This is a genomic window from Flagellimonas amphidinii, from assembly GCF_013090115.1.
Classification (GTDB): domain Bacteria; phylum Bacteroidota; class Bacteroidia; order Flavobacteriales; family Flavobacteriaceae; genus Flagellimonas; species Flagellimonas amphidinii.
In genome coordinates this window covers 33,210-46,738 of record NZ_JABFNN010000030.1, presented here as the reverse complement: position 1 = coordinate 46,738, position 13,529 = coordinate 33,210, and the positions used below count along the sequence as shown (strand labels likewise).

Annotated in this window: 16 protein-coding genes; all 16 read right to left on the bottom strand. The window is 38.1% G+C overall.

The genetic code is table 11. From position 1 onward, the window contains the following. Positions 1 to 4 precede the first annotated feature (4 nt). Positions 5 to 136, bottom strand: a complete 132-nt coding sequence (locus HJC33_RS17425) for a hypothetical protein (protein ID WP_262888098.1) — start codon at positions 134 to 136, stop codon at positions 5 to 7. Positions 137 to 176: 40 nt separating this feature from the next. Next, entirely contained in the window at positions 177 to 488 is a 312-nt protein-coding gene (locus HJC33_RS06810) for a hypothetical protein (protein WP_171658060.1), read from the bottom strand. A gap of 10 nt (positions 489 to 498) precedes the next feature. Continuing rightward, entirely contained in the window at positions 499 to 672 is a 174-nt protein-coding gene (locus HJC33_RS06805; RefSeq protein ID WP_171658059.1) for a hypothetical protein, read from the bottom strand. 552 nt (positions 673 to 1,224) lie between these two features. Continuing rightward, the gene (locus HJC33_RS06800) at positions 1,225 to 1,782 is read right to left on the bottom strand and encodes a hypothetical protein (RefSeq protein ID WP_171658058.1); all 558 of its coding nucleotides are present in this window, start codon (positions 1,780 to 1,782) and stop codon (positions 1,225 to 1,227) included. A gap of 60 nt (positions 1,783 to 1,842) precedes the next feature. Continuing rightward, positions 1,843 to 3,102 carry a hypothetical protein gene (locus HJC33_RS06795; protein WP_171658057.1) on the bottom strand — a complete coding sequence of 420 codons (1,260 nt, stop codon included), beginning with the start codon at positions 3,100 to 3,102 and terminating at the stop codon, positions 1,843 to 1,845. A gap of 206 nt (positions 3,103 to 3,308) precedes the next feature. Beyond that, complete coding sequence (gene atpG / locus HJC33_RS06790; protein WP_171658056.1) at positions 3,309 to 4,169, bottom strand: ATP synthase F1 subunit gamma; 861 nt, start codon at positions 4,167 to 4,169, stop codon at positions 3,309 to 3,311. A 30-nt stretch (positions 4,170 to 4,199) separates the two neighbouring features. Further along, positions 4,200 to 4,538 (bottom strand): four helix bundle protein, encoded by a 339-nt coding sequence (locus HJC33_RS06785; RefSeq protein WP_171658055.1) that lies wholly within the window; start codon positions 4,536 to 4,538, stop codon positions 4,200 to 4,202. Positions 4,539 to 4,557: 19 nt separating this feature from the next. After that, a complete protein-coding gene (gene atpA / locus HJC33_RS06780) occupies positions 4,558 to 6,135 on the bottom strand; it encodes a F0F1 ATP synthase subunit alpha (RefSeq protein WP_171658054.1) in 1,578 nt (525 codons plus the stop codon). A 2-nt stretch (positions 6,136 to 6,137) separates the two neighbouring features. Continuing rightward, on the bottom strand, positions 6,138 to 6,677 hold the full coding sequence (atpH, locus tag HJC33_RS06775) for an ATP synthase F1 subunit delta (RefSeq protein ID WP_171658053.1): 540 nt from the start codon (positions 6,675 to 6,677) through the stop codon (positions 6,138 to 6,140). Positions 6,678 to 6,683: 6 nt separating this feature from the next. Continuing rightward, positions 6,684 to 7,187 carry a F0F1 ATP synthase subunit B gene (locus HJC33_RS06770; protein WP_171658052.1) on the bottom strand — a complete coding sequence of 168 codons (504 nt, stop codon included), beginning with the start codon at positions 7,185 to 7,187 and terminating at the stop codon, positions 6,684 to 6,686. 63 nt (positions 7,188 to 7,250) lie between these two features. Next, entirely contained in the window at positions 7,251 to 7,493 is a 243-nt protein-coding gene (gene atpE, locus HJC33_RS06765) for an ATP synthase F0 subunit C (protein WP_171658051.1), read from the bottom strand. Between the two features lie 25 nt (positions 7,494 to 7,518). Beyond that, a complete protein-coding gene (gene atpB / locus HJC33_RS06760) occupies positions 7,519 to 8,634 on the bottom strand; it encodes a F0F1 ATP synthase subunit A (RefSeq protein WP_171658050.1) in 1,116 nt (371 codons plus the stop codon). Positions 8,635 to 9,158: 524 nt separating this feature from the next. After that, positions 9,159 to 9,380 carry an AtpZ/AtpI family protein gene (locus HJC33_RS17495; protein WP_171658049.1) on the bottom strand — a complete coding sequence of 74 codons (222 nt, stop codon included), beginning with the start codon at positions 9,378 to 9,380 and terminating at the stop codon, positions 9,159 to 9,161. After that, positions 9,358 to 9,780, bottom strand: coding sequence for a bactofilin family protein (locus tag HJC33_RS06750; RefSeq protein WP_171658048.1), 423 nt, complete (start codon positions 9,778 to 9,780; stop codon positions 9,358 to 9,360). The genes HJC33_RS17495 and HJC33_RS06750 overlap by 23 nt, the downstream gene beginning before the upstream one ends. A 6-nt stretch (positions 9,781 to 9,786) precedes the next feature. Further along, on the bottom strand, positions 9,787 to 12,345 hold the full coding sequence (gene porW / locus HJC33_RS06745; protein WP_171658047.1) for a type IX secretion system periplasmic lipoprotein PorW/SprE: 2,559 nt from the start codon (positions 12,343 to 12,345) through the stop codon (positions 9,787 to 9,789). Positions 12,346 to 12,460: 115 nt separating this feature from the next. Further along, positions 12,461 to 13,474, bottom strand: a complete 1,014-nt coding sequence (locus HJC33_RS06740) for a GlxA family transcriptional regulator (protein WP_171658046.1) — start codon at positions 13,472 to 13,474, stop codon at positions 12,461 to 12,463. Positions 13,475 to 13,529: the final 55 nt, after the last annotated feature.

Below are 13,529 nucleotides of genomic sequence, written 5' to 3'. Positions count from 1 at the left end.
TTCCCTATTTCTGGGCCAGTTCTTTAATATACCATCTTAAGTTTTCAATAGTATGGTCCAATTTTCCATCTATAAGAAAAACAGGGTAAGCTATCCTCTCCACTTCTGGGTTTTGAAGCCTAATCAATTCAAACATAATTTTATTGTAGTGATCATTTTTATCCGCCTCAATGTACTTAAAAGGTACATGCTACATTTTTCTTATTTTCATTTTCTTCAGAATTCAAAAGAAATTGCAAATTGAAGCATCGGTCATGCCAACTCGGTACGGTAATATCTTGAACAATGGTATCAAATTCCAGACCAATTTCATCCTTTATTGCACTCAAATCATCCGCCTCATAAATACTCTTTTCGCCAGACACAAAATTCAAAAGCTTTTTGTATTCTGAACTATCTAAATATTTATCTAAACCTTTAATAGGTGATATGTTTTTGGGGTAAAACATATAGGCCTTTGACAAATAACCATCAATATCTAGTTCCATATGATATAATCTAATCACATCCTCCAAAATCTGGTCGAGTGGTGGCTCTGTATTGAGTTGGAGGAATGGTACTAGTGGAATTAGTGTTTGCTCCATGCCTCGTTCTTAAAATTTGACCTAATTTCCCTGGGTTATCTCCTCCAAAGCCTGATGGGTATACTCCCCAAGCATTATCAATTCCCATGCCTGTAAGATTGTCAATCTTCAATGCATAATCTGTACGATTGTGGTACTAATCTAAATAGTATCCTAATTAATTGATTTTTGATTATGGCGCAAACTTCTTTTCAACTTGTTATATAAAAAAGATATCAATAAAAGCATTGTGCTAAGGATTGCTAGTGCAATAATTATGCTTGAACACTCTATCAGAATATACCATATATCAATATTTAACATAATATCTTCATTCCACAGGAAAATAGCCGCGGACCAAATTAATAGGTTGAATATAATCCAATAGATAAAGTGTTTTTTCATCTTTAACTATTTATACCAAAACCCTCTGTTATCAAATCCTCTTTGAAAGAGGCGCTATAACAAGTAAAGTTCTTTTTATTCCACGCGTTTAAATATGCTTTCTCCATTTTCTTATCAAAACTTTAAAGAAGGTCAAAACGCCATAAAAAAAGAAAAACAAAAAAACACATAGCACAACAAGTTGCCATAGGTAAAGTCTTATATACGTGTCATAAATGTTTATATCTACATGCATAGAATATACTTACTGGACTTTTTAGTCTTTTGCTCTTTTAAAAGAAACCCATATTTCCTTTTCCAAATACTTGTTTGATGGGTCCGTCTTATTTTTTATGATCATGTCAGCTAAAGTTTTATGGGAATTTTTCTTTAAATCATACCAAATTAAACTTTGTAACTCTTCAAACTCTTCAATTTGTGGTTCAGGCAAATTCTCATAATAATTTAGCAATGAATCCCTGTCTATTTCTGGCGGTATTCTAAATCCATGTTTTTCAATATAATATTTAGATAGACTGGAAGAATTTGGCAAGCCGTAATTGTTTACCGTTTTTTCAAAAAAATCCGTTGAATCCCAAACTCTGATTATCAATAATACTTCATTGATTCTTTTGCTATTATCGACTTTAAAAGCAAGTTTATGAATATTAAAGTCCAAAAAGGTATGATACCCCTCAATACCTTGTATTGTGCAATAATCAAATGAGGTAAGCCCTGGATGCTCTTTAAAATTGGACATATTCAAACACACAAGCTCAGACTCCTTGAACATGTCGGATAACGATGTGCTAAGAATGCTCTCATCAATACTCATGCTTTGCAAAATAAGATATAAAATTATAGATTGTAAATACGCAAAACTCATTTCCAAAAATTAATAACAATCATCTGTACCCATCCAATCCTCCTTATATGGTCTTGGGCTACCAGACCATCCTAAGGGAGCATTTCTTGTTGCTTGTCCCCCAATTTTCTTAAAATTCTCTTTTATAAACTCGTCCATTTTAATAGCAAGAACTCCTGTGTTTATTTGTCCACACGATTGCTTTCTAAACCATTTTTGTAAATCAAAAAATGCACCGGCCAAAGCATCGGCAGCTCTCTCGGACGCATAAAAAGAATTCCATCTTGCCGGTACGTGAAAATAATAGGTTTGATATGATGCTGCAACTCCTAGTCCGGGGCATCTGTCCAATTTTGTTACCACATCCCATATGCCATCTACAGCTGCCACTTGTACTCCCGTATTGCCAACTTTATAAAACCTAAAACTTTCACAACTTGGGTCGGCAAAAACTTTAATCTCGTTTATAGGAACACTAACCCATCCTTCAGGACAAGGGTTGTTATCTTTACCTGTTAAGACTGATGATTTTTGGTCTTGTTTATTGGAAGTCATCGGAGGCATATAAAATCTTCCCTGACCAACAGTAACCGTTCCTTTTTTTGTATACGTTCTTGTTACTGATATATGTGGGCGAGCACTCACTGTTTTGGGAGAGCTGGGAGTAGTTGTTGATGAAGGGGCACCACTAGGAGCCCCGGGCGAGCCAGAGCTTGTATTGTTTGTAGTGGTAGTATTCGGTTGACCTACATCTTCAAAGCAAGCAACAGATTGTGTATCCCTAGCATTCAATCCGGTGACACCTGCAAACTCTTCAAGAGAATATATGTTTACCGTTCCATCAAAATTCTTTTCCTCATCGCTGGCAAAACTCGATATATCTCCATTATCAAAATTATATTCAACTACAAATGGTACTATGGGGTTTCCATCTGTCCGTTTGGTTACTACAAGGTTATAGAATGTTTTAGGCGAGGGGTCATCTGAATGGATAATAACTGAAAAACTTTCATTGTTGACCGAGTCTTTTAACTTGAGCACCGAATTTTCGTCTATCCAAAATTTTGAATCTCCTTTCTCTGCATATGATCTAGCCAATTTAGATTTACCGGTACTGTTCAAGGCTTCTGATAGTTCTGGAATAGAACCAAAGTCAACTTCTTCAACTAGTACATTGGATTGTTGGGCGTCTTGAACCAAATCCATTTGTACAGGTTCGGTTTCGCAGGAAACATAGAATAGAAAAGAAAAAAGTAGAAAAGCTAATCTCTGAAAAACACACTTTTTCATGATAAAGTAGGATTTAAAAAGTTTATAATAAAGATGGGGGGGCTGCAATTGCAAAGTAGAAAAGTTCAACCAAAATTCATTACAGAAAAACCATAAAAAAACTGGGGTTTTCCTATAGCTGCAAGTAGTAGGACTTTTACCAGAACCTTAAAAAGAAAAAAGGGCCACTTCTAAAGAAGTGGCCCTTTATATGATGTATACTGCTATTAGTTATTAAGTGCCTCTGCACCTCCAACAATCTCAAGGATTTCGTTGGTAATGGCAGCTTGTCTTGCTTTGTTATAGGTCAATTTCAATTGATCTCTGAGTTCCGTAGCATTATCCGTAGCTTTGTGCATTGCGGTCATACGGGCACCGTGCTCACTGGCAAAGGAATCGCGGATAGCTTTGTACAATTGTGTTTTCAAAGATTTTGGAATCAATTGTTCCACTATCTCTGGTTTTGAAGGTTCAAAAATATAATCTGCAGCTCCAGAGGCATCACCCTCTACAGGAACAATGGGTAAAAACTGCTCCGTCATTACGATTTGTGTTGCTGCATTTTTGAACTTGTTGTACACCAAATCAATTCTATCATAGTCACCTTCGGTGAAATACTTCATCAAATCTTGAGCGATTGAAGCAACATTCTCAAAAGTCAACGTATCAAAAACCTCACTGTGATTGGCAATAACGTCTTGCTTTTTGCTCAAGATATCATTCCCCTTCTTACCAATGGCCATAATATCCACCTGCTTACCCGCATAGGTCTCCCCAATCAACGCATTGGCCTGTTTGATGATATTGGAATTGAAAGCCCCACAAAGCCCCCTATTAGAGGTAATGGCAACTACCAAAACTTTGTTCACGGTTCTGTTGTCTGCAAATTTGCTTCCGGCATCACCGTCCAAACTAGCGCTTAAACTTTGCAATAACTCGGTAAGTTTGTTTGCATAAGGACGCATAGCTGTAATGGCGTCCTGGGCTTTTTTCAACTTGGCAGCAGATACCATTTTCATGGCACTGGTAATCTGCATGGTTGATGAAACCGAGGCTATTCTATTTCGTATTTCCTTTAAGTTTGCCATTTTTAAAGTTATGAGTTAAAAAGTGCTGAGTTAAGAGTTTTTGATTATGGCAACTAAAATTCTTATTAACTCTTCACAATCGCTTATCATGCCTTTGGGTACTTTCCTTCCTGTAGCTTCTAAAATTTCCAACCAATATTGGGTTTCATCGGCTTCCTTTAGTGCAATCCCAAACTTATTTTTAAAATCTTTTGTGCTTACACCTCTTTGTGCCTCTCTTGTATTGGCTCCAATGCTTGTGCCACTTCTGAGCAATTGAGATGCTAACTCAAAATCTTTATTTTCTTTTAATTCATCACAGTATCGTACAATGTCACAAGCAAATTGAAAACTTTTTATCCTAATCGGACTTTCATTCAATTTACTCATAACTCTGCACTCATAACTTCTAATTATATTTAGAAGATAGATCTTTACAGACTGCTGTCAAGGTATCAGTAACTTCATCTGTCAATTTACCCGCTTTTAACGTATCCAATACGTCTCTGTGCTTGGCATTCAAGAACTCAATGAAGTCTCTTTCAAATTCTTTTACTTTATCAACTGGAACATCTCTCAACAAGTTTTTGGAACCTGCAAAGATGATGGCAACTTGATCTTCAACAGTATAAGGATCATTTTGCGCTTGCTTCAATATCTCAACGTTTCTACGTCCTTTTTCAATTACGTTCAATGTCGCAGCATCCAAATCGGAACCAAACTTGGCAAAAGCTTCCAATTCACGGAACTGGGCCTGATCCAGTTTCAAGGTACCTGCCACTTTCTTCATGGACTTGATCTGAGCCGAACCACCCACACGTGATACTGAGATACCTACGTTGATCGCCGGGCGAACACCTTGGTTGAACAAATCTTGCTCCAAGAATATCTGACCATCTGTAATGGAGATTACGTTGGTTGGGATATAAGCTGATACGTCACCTGCCTGTGTTTCAATAATTGGAAGTGCGGTCAAAGAACCACCACCTTTTACGATTGGCTTGAGTGTCTCGGGCAAATCGTTCATTTCTTTGGCGATATCGTCATCTGCAATCACTTTTGCAGCACGCTCCAATAATCTTGAGTGCAAGTAGAAAACGTCACCAGGATAAGCTTCACGACCTGGAGGTCTTCTCAAAAGAAGGGATACCTCACGGTAAGCGACCGCTTGTTTTGACAAATCATCATAAATGATCAAAGCTGGACGACCTGTATCTCTAAAGTATTCTCCAATAGCAGCACCTGCAAACGGAGCGTAAACCTGCATTGGAGCAGGGTCAGATGCATTGGCCGCTACAATTGTAGTGTAGGCCAAAGCTCCTTTATCTTCCAAAGTTTTGGCAATGGCCGCAACTGTTGATGCTTTTTGACCTACTGCAACATAGATACAGTAAACAGGTTCACCAGCATCGTAGAATTCTTTTTGATTCAAAATGGTATCGATACAAACCGTGGTCTTACCCGTTTGACGGTCACCGATCACCAACTCACGCTGTCCTCTACCGATCGGAATCATCGCATCAACCGCTTTAATACCCGTCTGCAATGGTTCATTTACCGGCTGACGATAAATAACTCCTGGAGCTTTACGTTCCAATGGCATTTCGTAAGTATCACCGGCAATAGGTCCTTTTCCGTCGATGGGGTTACCCAAGGTATCCACCACACGACCAACAATACCTTCACCAACATTGATGGATGCTATACGTTGTGTTCTTTTTACAGTAGCTCCTTCCACAATTTCTTTGGATGGACCCAACAATACAACACCAACATTGTCTTCTTCAAGGTTCAGAACAATTCCCTGCATTCCACCATCAAACTCCACAAGCTCTCCGTATTGTGCATTGGAAAGTCCGTAAACACGGGCAATACCATCCCCTACCTGCAATACGGTACCTACTTCGTCCAAGGAAGCGGTTGCTTCAAAACCAGATAATTGTTTCTTCAAAATTGCTGATACCTCAGCGGCTTTTACTCCTGCCATTTTTATAGACTATTTGTAAATTCTCTTTTTAATCCGTTCAATTTGTTTGCGACACTGGCATCGTATTGCAAATCCCCAACACGCAATACAAATCCTCCTACAATGCTTTCGTCAACTTTATTTTCTATAGTGACCTTGTTTCCTGTCATTTTAGTGACCTCGGCCAATATTTTCTTTTCCAAAGCAGCTGTTAATGGAACAGCAGTGGTAACATAGGCTACATCTTCCCCTTTCAGTTTTTCATGAAGGATAATGTATTTATAGGCTACTTCCTGCAACATGGATATTCTCTTGTTATCGGTCAGTGTGCCGATAAGTCCTTTTGAAATCTCATTACAGCCCTTGAATATTTCCTGCAAACTGCTTTTTTTTACCTCTGCCTTTACTACAGGGCTTTCCAAAAGGTTTTGCAATTCTTGGTTTTCCGAAATTGCAGCAGCAATGTCTCGCATATCTTTTTCAACGGTATCTGCCGCTTTCTTTTCAATAGCGAAATCCAAGGTTGCTTTTGCGTAGCGTATGGCTGCCCTATTCTGGTTCATTTGTTCTTAGTTCAATTTGATATCTCCTAAGGTGTCCTCTACCAACTTCAACTGCTTCTTTTTATCGGACAACTCTTCTTTGATCACTTTTTCTGCAATATCGATGGAAAGATTGGCAACCTGAGCCTTGATATCCGCTACGGCAGCTTTCTTTTCACTTTCAATGGCGGCTTGGGCCTGTTTCATCAGTTTATCGCCTTCAGACTTAGCCTGCTCCTTTGCTTCTGAGATAATCCCCTCCTTCAATTCTCTTGCTTCTTTAAGCATCGCATCCCGCTCTGCTCTTGCTTCTTTAAGTATGCGTTCGTTATCCGCTTGAAGGTTTTGCATTTCCTTTTTGGCTTCCTCAGCAGACTCTAAAGCACTTTTTATAGATTCCTCTCTTTCACTAACTGCACCTAATATTGGCTTCCACGCAAACTTGCGAAGAATTATGAGCAAGAATATAAATGTAATTGCTGTCCAAAAGACAAGACCAAAACCAGGTGTTACAAATTGACTACTATCCATTATTTTTTAATTTTTAGACATCATTAAAATTAAGGTGCAACCAACCGTTACACCTTAATTCTATTACTTAAGGAATGAAACTACCACTGCGAAAAGTGCAACCGCCTCAACGAAGGCTGCCAAAATCAATGCAGATGATTGAATCTTTCCGTGCATTTCTGGTTGACGTGCCATTGCTTCCATGGCTCTTCCGCCAATGTTACCAATACCAATACCAGCTCCAATTGCAGCTAAACCAGCTCCGATTGCGGCAATTGCTCCGTAATCTGCAGCGGTAACCGCTTCCTGTACTAATGCTAGACTCATAGTTTGAAATATTTAAATAATTAATTTAATGATGTTCTTCTTCTGTGGCCATTCCAAAATAAAGGGCCGATAAAACTGTAAAAATATATGCTTGAATCGCTGTTACAATAATCTCAATTATTCCAATGAACAAAGAGAAAGCAACAGACACAGGTGCTATAAATATCGATTTGAAAATAAAAATCAATGACATTAAAGCCAATACAATAATGTGACCTGCTGTAATGTTCGCAAACAATCGAATCATTAAGGAAATTGGCTTTACAAACATTCCTATTATCTCGATTGGCGCCAAAAATATTTTCATGGGAACTGGAACTCCAGGCATCCAAAAGATGTGTTTCCAATAATTTTTATTGCCGCTAAATGTGGTAATGATAAAAGTAAACACTGCCAATGTCATGGTAAAGGCAATATTTCCGCTCAAATTCGCACCATTAAGTATTGGAATCAAACCGAAAATGTTATTTATCCATATAAAGAAGAAAATGGTCAATAAGTAGGGCATATACCTTTTGTATTTCTTCTCGCCAATCATAGGAATCCCTATTTCATCTCTAACAAAAACTACTAATGGCTCTATAAAACCAGCAATGCCAGTTGGCACATTGTTTTCAGATCTTTTATATCTCCTTGCAGCCGCTGTAAAAATCAACAACAAGACAATAACAGAAACCCACATCATAAAAACATTTCTGGTAATTGAAATATCCAATGGTTTTGATGCGTTTGTCGGGTGATGCTCATTGTCAAATACAATCTCCGAGGCTCCTTCATCCAATTGGTAGATAGTCTCATGGAGTTTTACAAAACGTCCGCCATTTGTTTCAACCACTGTATGACCTGAATCATCGTGATGAAATTTACTTGACATAAAAGTGGTCAGTCCTTTGTCTGTCCACAATACCACTGGAAGAGGCAAAGAAATCGAATGATTGTTCCAATCAAGAATGTGGAATTCATGTGCATCAAGTACATGGTGAATAATCATTCCTTGAGCATCAAATTCTTCTTCTTTTTCTTCTATTTCTTCAACCAAATATTCGGCTTGGTCTTGGTGCTGCAATACCGCAAAAACAGGAGAGGAAAGTAAAAAAACAATAAAACCTAATAAAAGGATTTTCCAGCTGGTAAATTTCATTCCTAATATATTAGAATAAAGGGTCCTAAAAATTCCGTGCAAATGTAAGGACATTCTAATAATCCACAAACATTATTAGGGTCATTTTAAGCCAACAGTCTTTTAGCTCAATTATTTCTTTGTTAAAAGAGTGCTTAAGCTGAACACTTCAAAGAAAAGAAACACAAAATAAGGTATGAAAAAATTGAAAACATCAGGCTTCTTGTTTTGAAAATCAGACAACAACAGAGGTAACAAGAAAACAATGCAAAGTAGCATTTTTACTATTGTAGAAACCAAGAAAGTGTTTAAAATAGCCCCTCCTCCATGAAAAGTCTTATAGTTAATAATTGTATACACAATCATAACGGTCACAAAATGAAAAATATATACCTGCCAAACTGGTAAGAATAACTCTAAAGTAGAAAAGAGGTTAATCAACAACCACCAATGAACAGCAAATAATATAAATGTCAAAAGACATAATTTCAAAAGAAAAGACGATTGACTTTTCCTAAAGGTTCTTTGCGTGTTCATTTATTCAATTATTTGGTGATTTTTCTAATCACAAAAATAATCGAAGTAATGACACTATAAAGAGAAAAACCTATTGTGAACCAATTTTGGTCATTTGGGTAATTCTCATCCAGTTTTATGCCTACAAAAGTGCCAATGAGAATAATTGAAATCATTTGAAAAACAATTCCAGAAAACTTTACATAAGAATTTAACTGTCTTTTCTTCTTAGGAGACTTTTGCTGGCTCATTCGTTTTAGTGGACTGTAATTTATGGGTTGGAGTAGCGGCTCCTTTGCCCATGGTGCAAGCGGCGTTGAATGTTGCTCCAGGCTCCACTGCCAATTTTGCTACGCTAACTGTACCTTCAATCACAGCAGAAGCTTTAAGGGAAAGTAAATCCTTTACGTTGAGCTCGCCATTGAACTTTCCTTCAATATCAGCATTAACGCATTCTACTTTACCATTGATATAGCCATCTTTACCAATGACCACTTTTCCGGAGGTAACTACATTGCCTTCCAATTTTCCATCTATTCTGAAATCTGCTTCAGAAGTTATATCACCTTTTATCTTGGTGTTTTTCTCAATTCTGTTGGGCTGTCCTCCAAATTCTGTCATAGGGCGTGGTTTTTTGTTGTCAGAAAACATCGTGTTCTAGGGTTTTGGGGTTAAAATTTGTGCTTTGTATGATTTTAAGTTCTTGTGGACTTGTATAATTTTATAATTGTTTGATAAAACTACGAAATTCTCATCTTTGATTCTGTAGTCCTTGTTGTTTTTTATAAGCTCGGCAAAACCTAGCGCAAAGTCCTTCGATTTAAATCCGTGCACAACCACAAATTGGTCTTCCAAATTGTAGATGTCCTTGGAAATAATATTTTTATAATGCAAGTCTTTAACGACTTCTTCCAACCTTTTCTTTAACTCTAACGCTTTTTCATTGTCCCTTATTTTAAATGGGAAAACTACTTTCCAGTTCCCGCTTCCCGAAGCACCAACTTCTGGCGAAAACTCCCTGCTTTCCAGTTTGGGCAACTGGTCTGAAACTATTTCTTCTGCTTTTTTGCCTTCAGGGTTGTTGGGATACGTGAGCGCTACGTAGTTCAGGGCTTCTTTAAAAGCTTCAAAACCTTGTAAGCGACCAATGGCATTCGCCTTGAGCATTTCAAATTTTGGAACAATGGGATCTCCGGTATATCGACTAATATATCCTTCGGCTTGGGTTATAACCTGAAGGAATTGTTGCTCCTGATATAATTTAAAAAGCGAGTTGTAATGTGCATCTGGGCTATCGCTACTGCCTTCTAAAACTGCTTCGGGGTTTAAAAGGATTTCCGCGTAGCGCGTGTCAGGGTGATTGCTAATAATATCTTGCTTCATATTGTCCTTTAACGGACTGCCAGATTCTTCATAAATTTTGTACAGGTTGTATTTTGATGGCAAGACCAGTCTTTCTTCTGGATTGGAAGCCAAAACACGTTCAAGCTTCGCGGCTGCTAAAAGATTGTCCTTGAATTTTTCTTTATAGATCAATCCCAATTGATAGTTGGCAAAGTTCCTCTCAATCTTCAAACTATCTATTTCGGCAACATCTGTTGGTATTTGCTCCAAATAAAAGTCCAGAGAATATTTTTGGTCATCCATTAGCTCCTCTGGGTTCTGACCATTGGAAGTCACCTCAGTGCCCGTGGCTTCGGAAATTAATGTTCTTGATTTATTGCTCCATCGCCAGTCATCTTCCAATACGCGATCGCCCCACCTAGTTTTAAAATCATTCCTACCATACCCCAAACTGGTAACATTATAAAAATAGAACTTCCCTTTGTTCGCTTTGCCCCCTTTGCTCTCTGCAAAGGCTGCAAATCCAGCATTGGAGCGTTGCAATTCTTTTTCGGCTGCGGCTTCTTCTTTCCGTTTTAGTTCTGCAATGTAATCCTCAAAATAAGCTTTCCTTTCTGCCTCGGGCATTTCATACAATGTAATGACACTGTCAGTATATTGAACGATATCTTCATATTTAATTACATCTTCCAGATTGTCCAATTTCTTTTTGATGCTCCTATACTTTTTAGTGTTCAGAACAAGATTGGTGAGTGTGCTGTCATAATATGCACCTGAAGTCTTATATTGATCTTGGTCAAAATAGTAATCAGCCAAACTTTGATAGTTCAGGGCATTCAATTTTCGTTCTTCTTGAGGAGTGGCCCGCAACGATTTGTTGTAATAAGCCAAGGCCAAACTATCTGACTTGTTGTTCAAATGAAATTGGGCAATCTCTCTAAAGATTTTATCCAAAAAAGGACGATTTTCCCGATTTTCCTCCAAATCTGTTAGATATTCGAACAGCTCCTCCTTGTTTGCCTGCGAGATTTCTGTATTCTGAATCTTTTTCAGGTGTGCATTGATCATATACACACGAGGTGATTTTCTATTTAGGTCAATTACTTTATCAAAAGCATAATTGGCACTGTCTTTATAACCTAATTGATTGTACAATTGGCCTATGATAAAAAGATACCTTCCCTTTTCTGGGTTTTTTCTGGTGTATGCTTGGGCAATCTTTAATTTTTGAATAGCAGTGTCAGGAGCTTTCAGGTTGATATAGCATTGTGCCAAAACCGCATTTGCATCGGCATATTCTTGATCTTTTAGTGATTCAAACTTAAAGAGTCTTTTCAAATTTTTAATCGCAACCTCAGGATTGTCCAAACGCATATTGGTCTTTTCCCTCCAAATGGTGGCTTCGTTCAGTTTGTCGCTCTCCACATATTTCCGAAGGATATAATTGAAGGATTCCAAAGCGGGGATATAGCGTTGGTCAAAATATCTGGCTTTGCCCAAAAGAAGAAAAGCTTCATCCGTTTGCGGATTGCGCTCCTCATCTTTAATGTCCATACTATGCTTTTGAATGGCCTTTGTGGCCTTCTCCTCTGCAATGATGAAATTGGGGTTGTTGTCTTCTGAATCCAGCTTTATCTCATCGGTCACCTCTAAACGTTCCACAGGAAGTATTTCCCAATAATCATCACGGTAACTGGAATTCAGTTCTTCACGGCCTTGCTCAAAGGCAATATTACCATTATAAAGGGTATTGTACTTGGTGTTTAGGGCATGCCAATTCCTATTGATAAAGGCATCCTTCTTAGTGGAACAAGAACCCAGTACCAATACAGATAGAACTATTAACGATAAAAATGTATGCTGAAGCTTCAAAACTATTGCTGATCGTATCTAACCTTAACTGAAAAACATCCAGATTATTTTAAGGCTCATCGATAAAATACAATATTTTTCAACTACTGGGCGAACAATTACGAAGTCATTTGATTTACCACGCGCTTGGGCGCTCATAGGCAACCCTGCTCCTATTGTATTTTGCCTTATAGGCAACCGGCGATAGACCCACATATTTTTTAAATACTGTTCTAAACGCTTTTTGGTCTGCATAACCTACTTGATACATCACCTCATTCACATTCCGTTGCGTGGATTCCAAGCTTCTTTTGGCTGCTTCTATCTTTACTCTTTGAATGTATTCCAATGGGGTGTTCTGGGTGGCCTTTTTAAACCTCCTTACAAAATTGCGACTACTGATGGCAAACTTTTTGGCCAATTGTTCCACGGATATTTTATGCTGAATGTTGCTCTCGATATATTTTTGGGCCTGTTTAATGGCAGTATCCCCGTGGTCTTTTTGCCCTTGGAAGATGGCAAATTGATTTTGATCTTCTCGATCCATTTCTATTTCAAAAAATTTAGAAAGATAGATTGCCGCTCCTCTTCCACAATACTTTTCCACCAAGTGCAGCATGAGATTTAAAAAAGAGTAGGCCCCTCCGCTTGTATAAATACCGTCTTCTTCTGTTACAATTTTATTGGAAACCAAATTTACCTTTGGGAACATCATTCTGAACATATCCATCCCCGCCCAATGAGTGGCGCATTGTTTTCCATCTACCAGACCGGTTTGCGCCAATATAAAAGCCCCTATGCACATACTCGCGACCTCTGCTCCATGAACATTGCGCTGATGAAGAATCCACGGAATAAAATCCTTATTGGCCTCTAAATCCTCAACCATCTTGTCTGGTCTTAGGGCCGGAATCAAAACCAAGTCTGTTTTTTCCACTTCGTGGATAGTCTTCTGACAGTGGATACTGAACAATCCATTATAGAGGGAATAATCCTTCTCCAGTCCTACCAAATGGATTTCGAAAAAGTCTCCCGTCCTGTTTTCAACCTTGTTCAGATATTGATTGGTGGCCATCAACACTTTAAAAGGTCCTACTACACTGCTCAGAATTGCATTCCCTTTAGGAACCAAAATACATACGTGTTTCATTGTCAGTAGTTTTTGTGCTATAAATGTAGCTGTAAAACTTGGCAGAATCAACCCT

What these genes read in the sequence shown, in the direction of transcription:
- HJC33_RS17425 (WP_262888098.1), bottom strand. Translation starts at nt 136, where the DNA reads ATGTTTGAATTGATTAGGCTTCAAAACCCAGAAGTGGAGAGGATAGCT.
- HJC33_RS06810 (WP_171658060.1), bottom strand. Translation starts at nt 488, where the DNA reads ATGGAACTAGATATTGATGGTTATTTGTCAAAGGCCTATATGTTTTAC.
- HJC33_RS06805 (WP_171658059.1), bottom strand. Translation starts at nt 672, where the DNA reads ATGGGAATTGATAATGCTTGGGGAGTATACCCATCAGGCTTTGGAGGA.
- HJC33_RS06800 (WP_171658058.1), bottom strand. Translation starts at nt 1,782, where the DNA reads ATGAGTATTGATGAGAGCATTCTTAGCACATCGTTATCCGACATGTTC.
- HJC33_RS06795 (WP_171658057.1), bottom strand. Translation starts at nt 3,102, where the DNA reads ATGAAAAAGTGTGTTTTTCAGAGATTAGCTTTTCTACTTTTTTCTTTT.
- atpG (WP_171658056.1), bottom strand. Translation starts at nt 4,169, where the DNA reads ATGGCAAACTTAAAGGAAATACGAAATAGAATAGCCTCGGTTTCATCA.
- HJC33_RS06785 (WP_171658055.1), bottom strand. Translation starts at nt 4,538, where the DNA reads ATGAGTAAATTGAATGAAAGTCCGATTAGGATAAAAAGTTTTCAATTT.
- atpA (WP_171658054.1), bottom strand. Translation starts at nt 6,135, where the DNA reads ATGGCAGGAGTAAAAGCCGCTGAGGTATCAGCAATTTTGAAGAAACAA.
- atpH (WP_171658053.1), bottom strand. Translation starts at nt 6,677, where the DNA reads ATGAACCAGAATAGGGCAGCCATACGCTACGCAAAAGCAACCTTGGAT.
- HJC33_RS06770 (WP_171658052.1), bottom strand. Translation starts at nt 7,187, where the DNA reads ATGGATAGTAGTCAATTTGTAACACCTGGTTTTGGTCTTGTCTTTTGG.
- atpE (WP_171658051.1), bottom strand. Translation starts at nt 7,493, where the DNA reads ATGAGTCTAGCATTAGTACAGGAAGCGGTTACCGCTGCAGATTACGGA.
- atpB (WP_171658050.1), bottom strand. Translation starts at nt 8,634, where the DNA reads ATGAAATTTACCAGCTGGAAAATCCTTTTATTAGGTTTTATTGTTTTT.
- HJC33_RS17495 (WP_171658049.1), bottom strand. Translation starts at nt 9,380, where the DNA reads ATGAGCCAGCAAAAGTCTCCTAAGAAGAAAAGACAGTTAAATTCTTAT.
- HJC33_RS06750 (WP_171658048.1), bottom strand. Translation starts at nt 9,780, where the DNA reads ATGTTTTCTGACAACAAAAAACCACGCCCTATGACAGAATTTGGAGGA.
- HJC33_RS06740 (WP_171658046.1), bottom strand. Translation starts at nt 13,474, where the DNA reads ATGAAACACGTATGTATTTTGGTTCCTAAAGGGAATGCAATTCTGAGC.